Genomic DNA, 12,167 nt, shown 5'->3' on the forward strand with positions numbered 1-12,167 from the left:
GCCCCTGAGGCTATAGAAGGTGGTGTAACTGATGCGGCCGTTCGGTCGTCGTCGGTGGACGTTATGGATCTAATGGACGAAAGCACCCCCCTGGCCCGGGAACTGGCGCAGGAAACCCGTCGCCGGGACAAGCTCCGCGGCCGCGTCCTGCCTCGGCCGTCACAGACCCGAATCATGACGGTGAGCAACCAGAAAGGCGGCGTGGGTAAGACCACCACCACCGTGAATCTGGCTGCTGCGCTGGCCACTGCCGGCCTCAACGTTCTGGTCATCGACATTGATCCGCAGGGCAATGCGTCCACGGCTCTGGGCATTGACCACCACGCCGAAGTGGAAAGCATCTACGACGTCCTCATCGATGACGTCCCGCTCGCAAATGTGGTGGCGCAGTGTCCCGACATCAGCAATCTGATCTGTGCCCCGGCCACGATCCACCTGGCCGGCGCCGAGATTGAACTTGTTTCCCTGGTGGCGCGTGAGCAGCGGCTGAACAAGGCCATCGTTGCCTACGCGGCCGAGCGCGAACGGAGTGGGCAGGAACGCCTCGATTACATTTTCATTGACTGCCCGCCGAGTTTGGGCCTCCTGACCGTGAACGCCTTTGTGGCCGCCCGCGAAGTGCTCATTCCCATCCAGTGTGAGTACTACGCCCTTGAGGGTCTCAGCCAGCTGCTCAAGAACATTGAGATGATCCAGAAGCATCTCAACGCTGATTTGGTTGTTTCAACGATCCTGCTGACGATGTACGACGGGCGAACCAACCTTGCGGCGCAGGTGGCAGCCGAAGTCCGCGAGCATTTCCCCGAGCAGGTTCTGGGTGCGGTGGTTCCCCGTTCCGTTCGGATCTCCGAGGCGCCGAGCTATCAGCAAACCGTGATGACGTACGACCCGTCCTCCAGCGGTGCGCTTTCCTACCTTGAGGCTGCATCGGAAATTGCCCAGCGAGGCTAGACACCCGCGGGGCCCTGCCTCGTTCTTGAAGCCACAAATCGTAGACTACAGTCACAAACAATCCATGCCGCTTGCTGTGCGCATAAGGGAAGGACATACCCATGACCGAGAAGCGTCGTGGTTTGGGACGAGGCCTTGGGGCACTCATCCCCAGCAGTGCAGAGAGCGAACCAGCTCCGCAGGTTCCGCCCGCGCCCGGCCGGGGCGGCCGCCCCGTGGACCTCTTCTTTCCCGCCGCCGGTGAGAGCGATGCTGCATCCCGTCCGTCAGCCGGCACGCGACGGGGCGCGGGCATCAATAAGGACGCTCTGCGGCGTCCTGCCGAGTCCGTGTCGGGATCCCGCAAGCGCCAGGGCCGCGAACCACTGTCACCGGCTGTTGACGGCTCTCCTGCGGCAAGCAAGGCAGAGGAATCGCGTAAGTCTGGTACAGCAGCAGGAACGGTGCAGACTGCAGCGCCGGTCAAGGCGTCAGGCCCGAGCACTTCCACTGAGCCTGTAGACGGGCCTGAGAGCGCGTCGGAGACCAGCAAGGCCCCCAGGGGAGTTGATGCCTCTTCGAGCGCTCCTGTGGCGCCACAGGAGGCGCCTGTTTCACGTGAAACGTTGGTGGAAGTGCCCGGTGCTACCTTCGCTGAGATCCCCGTGGACTCGATCCATCCGAACCGGAAGCAGCCCCGATCAGTCTTCGACGAAGACGACATGGCGGAATTGGTTCATTCCATTCGGGAGATCGGCGTGCTGCAGCCGATCGTAGTTCGCCCGTCGCTCGAGAACGATCCTGAGCATCCGTATGAACTTGTCATGGGTGAACGGCGTTGGCGCGCAAGCCGCGAAGCAGGTCTTGCTGCCGTTCCCGCCATCATCCGCTCTACGCAGGACGTAGACCTCCTGCGTGATGCGCTGCTGGAAAACCTTCACCGAAGCCAGTTGAATCCGTTGGAAGAAGCTGCGGCCTACCAGCAGCTTTTGGATGATTTCGAGTGCTCGCACGATGAGCTGGCCGCGCGAATTGGCCGGTCACGTCCGCAGATATCCAACACCCTGCGATTGATGAAGCTTCCTCCCCTGGTACAGCGGCGGCTGGCCGCGGGCATTCTGTCTGCCGGTCACTCACGTGCACTCCTTGGCCTCGCTGACGCGGCCGAGATGGAAAAGCTGGCTCAGCGGATCGTTGCCGAAGGTCTTTCTGTTCGCGCTACAGAGGAAATTGTTTCGCTCAGCGACGGGTTGAGGCGGCCGGTTAAGGAAACCAAGCCAAAGATGGGGGCCAGGCATGAGCGCCTGGATTACCTGGCTACGTCTTTGTCTGATCGGCTGGATACCAACGTCAAGATCACCTTGGGCGCCCGTAAGGGAAAGGTGAGCATCGAGTTCGCAAGTGTCGATGATTTGAATCGGATCATGGGAGTGCTCGCGCCTCCCGCGTCATAATCCAATAAAGAACCAGCCTCGTTACTGTTTCCTGGGGCAATAGGGGCTGGCGTTCCATCGAGAACGCCAGCCCCTATTTTTATGGCTCAGCAGTAGTTTCTGCGGGTGGGGACTCCTCGAGCTCTCGCCAGTATTGGAACCGCGATATGCCGCGAGGGCTGATCCCTCTCCACCTAGCAATCCCTTTCGTTTCACGTGAAACACACGGGTGGTCGTCTATCTCATTAGCTGCCAGCTTGCCTCGATTAGGGCCCTCCTGCCGCGTGCTCGGGACGTAGACAGATAGATAGCCGTGCCATGTTGATGACCGCGGACTTACTGGGGAAATCTAGCGTCTGACAGGGTCGGTTCGATGTAAATGAAGCCGGCTATCCCAAGGCGCATCGCATAGCCCATCGTCGCCATGTGCCATTAGACGGCCAAATGTTTCACGTGAAACGGAGTGGCAGTGCCCGCCTCAGGTTCTTCGATGACTGCTCGCCCTGGTGTCGAGCCTTGGGAAGGGGAAGCCCGGGCTGACTAAACCAGGAGGGTCTCCCACGTCCCCCCTTCGAGCGAGAAGAAGTGTAGGAGCGCGGGTGCGAGGACATGCGGGTGCATTGGTGCGCGGTCGCGTGTGTGCGAGAGATTGCGAATTGCCGAGCTGCCCAATTGCTGAAATGTGGAAGTGTGGGAAGTGCGGAACTGTGGAGGCGCCGGAGTGTAGGAGTCTAGAAGTGTTGAAGTGTTGAAGTGTTGAACGCCGGAAGTGTGAAAGGTGCGGGAAGACAGACCTCAACCACGCGGGCAGGGTGGTGCCTCCACGTCCTGTGGCAGGCCCCGCTAAAGGGGTGCCACCCAAACGATTGATACCCGGTACGCGTCTATAGTGACTCGTGGCAGCGGTGACTCATGTGCGCTCCATATGGCCGTAGCTACGCGGGAATTGATCTGTGGTCCACTCCCCGCTGGAACCGACGCACAGAGAACACAACCGAATCACGGTGGCTCCGATTAGATAAGCATGGACCGGATACGTCGCCGCCGTGTGGCGAGGGAATGACGCGACTGATTGTTTTTCCAGAACAGGGGTAGGCCATAGTCAGTCCAGGATGGCTGCCGAGCACGCATTGACGAGGATGTGAGCTCCCTCTCTCTGCCATCGAGAATGACTGTCTAGCTCTGACGAGTGGACTGTGCGGGAAGTCGTAGCTGTTTCACGTGAAACCTGGGATTGGATGCTAGGTCTTGGTCTCCACCCATGTTCAGAACATGTCACACTTCAACGGAATGATTCGTAGGCCATAACACGGATGCCCGGTGTACTGACGTTCCCGGGATGGACTGTTGTTGGCGCTGGCGCCGCCGCTTTCCTGCGCCTCATGGGGAGCACGTCGGGCCTGGTTATGCAGAACGCCTGATAACTGCGGATCGATTCGAACCCAGGGCTCTCGCACGCACCTCACTCCTCGTAGATTATGCCAAAAATGTGCGTATCATCAGGGGCTTTTGGGGCGCCAACGCGGCCCTGGGATTCACGGTTCGACTGAACTTTACCGCTGACCGTCGCTGTTTCACGTGAGACCCGTCACCGTGACGGCGAGCGTGAATCTATGGTCGTGGCCAATCACTCTGATACTGGATGGGGAAGATCCAGCAGCAAGTTGGTCCGGCGTCCCGTCTCTTTGAAGTAGTGCCTCACATGCGGTAGGCCCGTGATTCCGTGTGGTGCGCCTACGGATGCCTCGTTTCGGCACCGTCCTGACTGACGGGGAGATTTGAACTCCCGGTTCCGGCAAGGGACGCCTCTTTCGCGTCCGCCCTCACCGCTCTGTAGGTCTCTCTGCGGGCCGGCAGAGGATGGGCCATCGCTGATGTGCTTGACGCGGCCTTCATAGTCAGCGTCGAGTCCGCTTTCGCTAATACAGCCACTCCTCAGGTGCATCGAGCACTGACTCTGCTGCCTATTGGTCTTCATGCGTGCGCATGTTGAGTGCAAGAACGCGGTTCCCACTGAACCTCATTGTAACTGAACCCGATATACCCGTTTAGCTGTTCTCGGGCTTACGCTACGATGCCCCATGGACTGGCATGTGCCATATTCCTGGATACCCACCGCCCTATCCTTGACTAGCTTGATTGTCATCCTGTGGGCGGTGTTACGACAAGCTGGTGCATACGAAAGAACACCGTGTCAGGCTAGGATGCCTGATGGGTTGCCTGATCCTCATACGTCTTTGTCCCTATTCTTACCTCTGTGCAACCCCTTTTGGTGAGCTGGAGCCGGTCATTCGCCGTTTCGTGTTGGAAGTACAGACGAAAGGCAAACGTAGTGCCGCAGACACAAGGCATCGCTTGTCGTGCTCTTTTCCGAATGGAGTTTCCGATCTCCTATCTCTGGGTACACAAGCGCCTGTTGTCTCGGGTGCGTAGGCTGGTGGCTGTCACGGCAAAGTTGCGTCATGTCCGGCGACACTGCCAAAAGACCGTCCGCGAAAGGGCAGTATCTGTTTCACGTGAAACATCGACATTGTCTTCATCGCCGAATTCACCGGTGCGCCGCACGTCGACACCGCAGGGACACAGAAGATATCTGACAATTCACCCAAAAGGATGTCGGCAGATTCCGGTGCTAACTTCTCCCAAAACCCTGGGTGGTCCATCAAGAGAGACTCAGAAATTACGGGAAACTCGGAATGCACATTAGTGCGAATGTGGATCTCAGATATGGGCTAGACATGTTCCCGGACCCTCCGCGAAGAGCATGAGGGTCGGGCTGGAACTCCGCGGGTAGCCGAAGAGTCGCTAGTGATGGTCGAAGCCTGGTACTTGTCACTGGCTCCGGATCCTCTGGGCGAGCAACATTCAATCGATGTAATCCGGAGGATTCAACCGGGAACGTCACGGGTTAGGTTAGGGTCGTCTTCAGCACGGTGCCGCCGCTGCGGACGATACTTATATCCCCCCGAAAGTAAATTGTGGAGTGGTCGGATACCAGAATGGTCGCGGGCTCCTAGTAACTGTGGGGCTGCCGCAGATGGTGCAGTGTGCGGACGGACATCACCCACTGATGCGAAGTCGCTATGCCGAGCAGTCACCTTGCAAGAGCTGGGATCAGGCAGATCCGGGCACTCCACAACTCACGAACGTGAACGATGCAGCCATCTTGATGGTGCCTGTGTCTTCATCTTGCGCTCACCAGTCGAAGGCTTTGCTTCGGCACCGCAATGCACTACGACAGAATGAGACGAGCACCGACAGAATAATGCCCACACTAAGGGAACTAGACGCACGACGACTGGAAGAGCGGCAGCGCGCAGAGGGCTGGCGCACGGGTGCCAGCAAGCTATGGGAACACTCTGGATATCCCTGTCATTTGGCTTGGCGGAGGCTCCAGGCTAAAGGACGTCCCCCCACACGGCGACGTATCCGGTCTTATTTCTTTGACACATGTACGCATGCTGCTCGCGGCCATTCTGGGCCTCAAAACGAAACCAAACAGAAAGACCGGCCTCAGAGGTTGAAAAAACAACCCTGAGGCCGGTCATTACCGGTTGTGCGTCGCGAATAAGTAGCCGGACGGAGCTACACGCCGGAAACCCGCTCCCCGGCAGGCTCTTCCATCGGATTGAATTTCAGCACATCATCCAAGGCGAGGGTACCCGTGGGCTGGTCCTCTTCTTCCAGCAGGTAGAGCCGCTGGATACCGATGACGATTGAGTCGGCTACGGTCTGCCGGAACACCGGATCCGCCAGGCGCTCTGCATCCGAACGATTGCTCAGGTAGCCCAGGTCCAGACCTACGGAGGGAATTCCTGACAGCTTCAGGGTGTCCCAGGTGCGTCCGTGAACACCCAGGTTGTCCATACCTGTCCGGGCAGCAAGTTCCTTCATGAGCAGGATGGCGGTCCTGTGGCCGATGGGGGAGCGTGCTTCGCCCGTGCCGGGCAGGCCCCAGTAGTACGCAGCGATGCCCGAGGCTGCCTGCTGGTCCAGCCAGTCGCAGTGAAGGTCCAGGCTGAGGCTGGGAACGGTTTCGCGGTCGCCGTCCACGGGGATGCTGGTGGAAGAGCGATTGACCACGCCTGCGCCGAATTCACGCAGGATACGCTCCACCCGCTGGCCTATGTCCTCAGCAACGAGTGCTTCGGTCAGGGGGCGGGAGGTGAGGCGTTCGACGGCGTGGGGAGAGGCAAGCTCCGATCCTCCGGTGCTCAGGGCGATCAGGCGCCCGCGCAACGCTGCCGTGGAACGGTCCAGCCGTTCGTAGTCCCGCAGGGCGAAAGCCTGGCTGGGAGTGATGGCACGGTTAACGCGTGCCATGGCCCGCATGGTGTCCGAATCGCAGACGCCGGTGCCCGGAATGCCCAGATTGTGCTGCAGCTCAGCGACGGCGTAGCGTGTCCGAACATTGAATTCGCCGTCAATGTGGCCGTAGTAGAAGCCCAGGTGTGAAAGATGCCGCTGCAGCTCGGCAACGTCATCCCCGCGTGCCGGCGCTTCACCTTCTACGAGGGCGAGGGTGCGGTCCCCGAAACGGAACTGCGCCTCAGCCACGGCCCGCAGGGTATCCGGACCGGCAACGCCGTCGACGATGAGGCCGCGGCTCTGCTGGAAGGACCGGACAGCAGCATCCACATGGTCGTCAAAAAGGGTGGGGTTGTTAACGGAGTCCGGGGCCAGGTAAGACATGGAGATGCCGGCGCGCAGCAGCGCTTCGCGAAGCGCTACCACACGCCGGCTGGCGTCCATTCTCCGCAAGGGTTCTCCTGCCGAGTGCATGGTGTTTATGTCTTACTTCAGGAAAGCCGCAAATTCCTGTTCCAGGACCTGCTTGGGCTTGGCGCCGATAGATGTAGCGGCAACCTCACCGTCCTGGAAGACATATACGGCCGGGATTGATGTGATGCCGTACTTGGCCGCGATGGCGGGGTTGTCATCCACGTTCACCTTGACGACATTGACCTTGTCCGCGTACTGAGCGGCGATGTCGTCGAGGATCGGGGAGAGCATGCGGCAGGGGCCGCACCATTCTGCCCAGAAGTCCACGATGACCGGCTTGTCAGCGGTGAGGACATCAGCCCCGAATGAGGCATCGGTTACATCTTTTGCGTTGCTCATGTGTTGCTCCTAACAGTGTTTAAAACTTTTAGAGTGAAGCGTTTTCGGAGACGGCTTCCGCCGGCGGGGTGGGAACCTCCGCAGCGGTGGCGACCGAGTCGCCCAGATCAGCCAGGTAGTGTTCGACGTCGATGGCTGCCACGCAACCGGAGCCGGACGCGGTGATCGCCTGCCGGTAGGTGGGGTCAATAACGTCACCTGCGGCGAACACGCCGGGCAGCGACGTCTTGGACGTGCGGCCGGCGACGGCAATGGTGCCTTCGCTGGTCAGTTCCAGCTGTCCCTTGACCAGATCAGTGCGAGGATCGTTGCCGATGGCCACGAAGACGCCGGTGACGGCGAGGTCGGACTCGGTGCCGTCTACGGTGTTGCGCAGCCGCAGGCCGGTGACCTTGTCCTCGCCGTGGATTCCGGCAACTTCCGAGTCCCAGACAAAACGGATCTTCTCGTGCGAGAGGGCACGGTCCTGCATGATCTTCGAGGCACGCAGTGTGCTGCGGCGGTGGACCACGGTGACGCTGGCGGCGAACTTGGTCAGGAACAGTGCTTCTTCAAGTGCGGAGTCCCCGCCGCCGATCACGGCGATGTCCTGGCCCTTGAAGAAGAAGCCGTCGCAGGTGGCACACCAGCTGACGCCGCGGCCGGAGAGGCGCTTCTCGTCCTCCAGGCCCAGCTCCCGGTACGCGGATCCGGTGGAGATGATGACGGCGCGCGCCAGGAAGGTCTCTCCGGTGCCGATGGTCACCTTCTTGATATCGCCGTCGAGCTCCAGGGAAGTGACGTCCTCAAACAGGATTTCCGTGCCGAAGCGCGCTGCCTGCTTTTCGAACTGGGCCATCAAATCCGGGCCCATAACTCCTTCGGGGAAGCCGGGGAAGTTCTCCACGTCGGTGGTGTTCATCAGCTCACCGCCGGCAGTAACCGAGCTTGCTATCAGCAGCGGGTTGAGGTTGGCGCGGGCCGTGTAAACGGCTGCGGTGTAACCGGACGGACCGGAACCGACAATAATGACGTCGCGCACGCCGTCGGCGGCTGCGGGGGTTTCGATGCTCACGGTTAGGTGTTCCTCTTCCTGTTGAAACTCAAGTAATTCGGCGCGATCCGCACGAACCGCAGTGCCGTGTGCTTACTTCGGGATCAGTGGTCACAACCGTTTCAGGCTCCAGCTTATTCCGGCTGCACGTTCGGCACACGTCAGGGGGCCGGGTCCGGGGTGTTCCCGGCCCGATCCCCAAACGCTGCGGGGTTAGGAAACAGCGATATCAGCGATCCGCAGGCCATACGGGTAAGCAGCCTGCATGCCGCTCAGGCGGGGCAGCTGGGTGAAGTTGACGATCACGTACTGCGCCGTGGCTGTTTCACCGTCGGTTTTAGGCACCTGAATGCTGGTGGTGGGGCCGGTGAAGCCGGTCTCGGCCACGATGGTGGCACCTTCCAAGGTGGGGGCATCGTTGAGCAGCACGGAGAAGCTGCCGCCGGTGCCGTTGAGCTGGGTGATGTCGATCTTGTTGATCGCCGAGTCTTCCTCCAGCTCGACGACGAGCGCCAAGTTGGGGGCGTACCCGCCGAAGGTGTCATTGGCGTATTCGTAACTGGACCAGTAGGTGGCGTCATTGCCGTCCAGGATCTTGGGAAGAGCGCCGTCGTTTTCCGCATCAAGGGCGGGGTTGGCGGGCACCAGGCGGCTGACCCCGGCAGTTACGGGTGCCGGCGCGGCAGGCTCGGCTTCGGGTGCCGGTGTCTCTGGCGGAGCAGCTTCCACAGGCGCCGTGGCGGAGGGGGTGGTATTGGAATCGGCCTGGGGGTCGTTCTTGATACCGCCCAGCGTGCCCACTGCGAGAACTACGGCAGCTATCAAAACCAGGGTCAGGACGGCCCCTACCAGCACCCGGCTGAAGGTGCGGTTTCCGCGGGCCGAAGCCTCGTCCCCGTTCTCGTCATAATCCTCGTTATAGTCCTCGTTATAGTCCTCGGTGTTGTCTCCGCCGGATCCGTCGCCTGCAGTGACAGCGGCGGCGGGGAAGGAAGCCGCGCGGCGTGAACCGTCCCGTCCTGCCGCCTTGGTGGAGGCCTGCACGCCGTCGGCGTCCCCGGAGGCCGGGTAGTCCTCTGAATAGTCGGTTTCAGTCCACCGTGAAACCTTTGGGTTCGGCCCGGTGGCGGGAGCACTGTCCTCATCCGAAGCGGGAGTACCCGGGAGGGAACGCTTGGACGGCGGCGGCACGGTTGCCGCTCCGGTAGCGGCTTCGGCCGGAGCATCAGCGGCGTCGCCGAACTCCAAATCACGCTCAGCAGAGACCTCTTCGGCCCGTGCAAGGGCAGCGCCGGCGGGTGCGCCGGCAGCAGCACCGCCCCGCCCGAACTTGGACAGTTTGGGCAGCGGACGGCCGGAAAGCCGGGGCTTGCGGGGAGCGCGCTCCTGGGGTTCCTCCGCATACATATCTTCGTCGTCCTCCGGCTCCCGGGAACGGGGCATGCCGAAGATCTCGGATCCGAGAGTGTCGGTAAAGAAAGGCTCGATATACGGGGCGTCCCGTTCGATGACCAGATCCAGCAAATCCACGGCATTGGCGTTGCTGGTAACCAGATAGGTGCGGCCGTCGCTTATGCCCAGATCAAGGATCTGCACGTTGCTGTCCCGTTCGCCGGTGGCGACCTCACGGGCACTGGCGCTGACCTGGTCGGTGTTTTCCGGCGCGGCGAGGAGGATGCTGACGGCACGGTTGAGCACCAGATCCACGCCGTCGAGGACCAGGTCATTCTCCGCTGAGGCCAGCACCTGGGCGGTCACCTTGTAGCGGCCTCCGAGCGTTGAGCCTACGTCTACCGGCTGTGGCACGTGTTCCTCCCATGGAAACGGCAAAATTACTGCGTTCTGGTTACTGCGGACTGCCTTGCGCATGCTTGGTGACAGGACTGCATCACATTCTTAACCCATGCTACCTGCGGAAATTGGCAATACGTTTAGTAGGCACGCGGTGCCCGGCAGAGGTTTGCGGGGAGGGGAAAGGCGCGCCTAGCGGCGGAGCTTCGCCAGGACCGGCTTGAGGAAGGCGTCCAGTTCATTGACCTTGAGGGCGCGCAGCATGAGGAAATAGGACACCGCCATCAGGGCCCCGCAGACCAGGAGGGCCACCAGGGAACCGGTGAGGGAGGACCAGGCGAATCCGTCCGCGGAGTAGCCGCCAAGCGCTGCCAGCGCGGCGGATCCGACGACGGCGCAGCCCAGGGCGGCAATCGTCATCCGGACATGGACGTCGAAGATTTCCCCTGCGCCGTAATGGCCCAGCTTCCGGGTCAGGAAAATGTGGCTGACGATCACTCCCGCAACGTTGCCCAGGGAGTAGGCGATGGCCAGGCCGAAGACAATCCGGTTGGCGGGCAGTGCTGCGGCTCCCAGGGCCAGGGCGATGCCGAAAACGGACAGGATGATCTGCATGGTCATCGGGGTTTTGCCGTCCTCATCCGCGTAGAAGGCACGGTTCATGAGGAACGTGGCGCTCAGGAAGGGTGCACTGACCGCCAGCAGCACCAGGACCTGGCCCTGGACGGCGGCAGAGGCGTTGGAGCCGCCGCTGAACCACATGCTGATGGGCCCGGCGAGCACCACCAGGACAGCGGAGCAGAATATGGTTGCCACGCCGATGGCGCGCAGGCCGGAGGAAATGGTCTCCCGGACCACGCTCAGGTTTCCCTCGGTGAAGGCGTGGGACATCTGGTTGAACAGCACGGTGGCCAGAGACAGCGTAATGACGGAGTGCGGAATCATGTAGAACATGGAGGCGGTTTCCAGGTTCAAATGGCCTGCGATGATTTCCGGCGGATTCATTGCCTCGTAGATCGGACGGGCTCCCGACGCGATGGTGGCCACTTTGGTGTAGACCAGGTAGGCGCCGTTGCCCACCAGCATCGTGATGATGGTCCACTTGGCAACTTTGCCGGTCTGCCGCAGGCCGATGCCCCGCAGCCGGAAGCTCGGCCTCAGCCCCAGTCCGAGTTTCCGCAGCGGAATGAGCAGCACCGCGGCCTGCAGCACAATGCCCAGGGTGGTGCTGCCGGCCAGCAGAACGGTCGCGGAGGTGGTCCAGTTGTCCGGGGTGAAGTTGTTGGTTTCCTGGCGTCCTATCAGGGCGATGAACAGCACCAGCCCGCCAATGGCCACCACGTTGTTGACCACGGGGGCCCACATATAGGCACCAAAACGGCCGTTCGCGTTAAGTGTCTGACCGATGACGGCGTAGGCGCCGTAGAAGAAGATCTGCGGAAACAGCCAGTAGGCAAAGGCAGCGGCCAGGGGGAGCTGGGACTCATTGAGTCCGGTCACCAGCCGAAGGATCCACGGTGCCGCGAGGGTTGCTCCCAACGCCACGATGCCCAGTCCGACAAGGCTCAGGGTCATGATCGCGGAAACATATTCACGGCCGCGGTCGGGCCGTTTGCTGGCCTTGATGATCTGAGGGACCAGGACAGCATTGAACACGCCGCCGGCCAGCAGCAGGTAGATGAAGTTGGGCAGCACATTGGCAGAACTGAAGATGTCCGTCACCAGGCCGGTGTTGCCGATGGCAACAGCCAGCAGCGCTGTGCGGACAAGGCCCAGTACACGGGACAACAGGGTTCCAGCTGCCATGACGGCGCTGGAACGCGCGGTGCTGGGAGCGATTATCTTTTCGGCCATGGTGT

7 protein-coding genes are annotated in these 12,167 nt (G+C 61.1%); 2 read left to right on the top strand and 5 right to left on the bottom strand.

The window, feature by feature from the left end:
- The first annotated feature begins 12 nt into the window (after window positions 1-12).
- Complete coding sequence (locus tag ACIQXM_RS08095; RefSeq protein WP_400930926.1) at window positions 13-951, top strand: ParA family protein; 939 nt, start codon at window positions 13-15, stop codon at window positions 949-951.
- Window positions 952-1,052: 101 nt separating this feature from the next.
- Complete coding sequence (locus ACIQXM_RS08100) at window positions 1,053-2,384, top strand: ParB/RepB/Spo0J family partition protein (RefSeq protein WP_400930190.1); 1,332 nt, start codon at window positions 1,053-1,055, stop codon at window positions 2,382-2,384.
- Window positions 2,385-5,948: 3,564 nt separating this feature from the next.
- On the opposite strand, the gene ACIQXM_RS08105 is transcribed toward ACIQXM_RS08100, so the two are convergent.
- The 5 genes from ACIQXM_RS08105 to murJ form a co-directional block, all read right to left on the bottom strand.
- Window positions 5,949-7,115, bottom strand: coding sequence for a peptidoglycan-binding protein (locus tag ACIQXM_RS08105; RefSeq protein WP_400930193.1), 1,167 nt, complete (start codon window positions 7,113-7,115; stop codon window positions 5,949-5,951).
- A 42-nt stretch (window positions 7,116-7,157) separates the two neighbouring features.
- Complete coding sequence (trxA, locus tag ACIQXM_RS08110; protein WP_400930196.1) at window positions 7,158-7,484, bottom strand: thioredoxin; 327 nt, start codon at window positions 7,482-7,484, stop codon at window positions 7,158-7,160.
- 28 nt (window positions 7,485-7,512) lie between these two features.
- Complete coding sequence (gene trxB / locus ACIQXM_RS08115; protein WP_400930928.1) at window positions 7,513-8,532, bottom strand: thioredoxin-disulfide reductase; 1,020 nt, start codon at window positions 8,530-8,532, stop codon at window positions 7,513-7,515.
- A 198-nt stretch (window positions 8,533-8,730) separates the two neighbouring features.
- A complete protein-coding gene (locus ACIQXM_RS08120; protein WP_400930199.1) occupies window positions 8,731-10,323 on the bottom strand; it encodes an ABC transporter substrate-binding protein in 1,593 nt (530 codons plus the stop codon).
- A gap of 177 nt (window positions 10,324-10,500) precedes the next feature.
- Window positions 10,501-12,162: a murein biosynthesis integral membrane protein MurJ gene (gene murJ, locus ACIQXM_RS08125; RefSeq protein ID WP_400930202.1), complete on the bottom strand. Its 1,662-nt coding sequence runs from the start codon at window positions 12,160-12,162 to the stop codon at window positions 10,501-10,503.
- Window positions 12,163-12,167 lie beyond the last annotated feature (5 nt).

Source organism: Arthrobacter sp. NPDC097144, from assembly GCF_044762205.1.
Lineage (GTDB): Bacteria > Actinomycetota > Actinomycetes > Actinomycetales > Micrococcaceae > Arthrobacter_B.

Bases quoted from the DNA above. Each gene is read 5' to 3' on its own strand.
- ACIQXM_RS08100 (WP_400930190.1), top strand. From the start codon at position 1,053: ATGACCGAGAAGCGTCGTGGTTTGGGACGAGGCCTTGGGGCACTCATC.
- ACIQXM_RS08105 (WP_400930193.1), bottom strand. From the start codon at position 7,115: ATGGACGCCAGCCGGCGTGTGGTAGCGCTTCGCGAAGCGCTGCTGCGC.
- trxA (WP_400930196.1), bottom strand. From the start codon at position 7,484: ATGAGCAACGCAAAAGATGTAACCGATGCCTCATTCGGGGCTGATGTC.
- murJ (WP_400930202.1), bottom strand. From the start codon at position 12,162: ATGGCCGAAAAGATAATCGCTCCCAGCACCGCGCGTTCCAGCGCCGTC.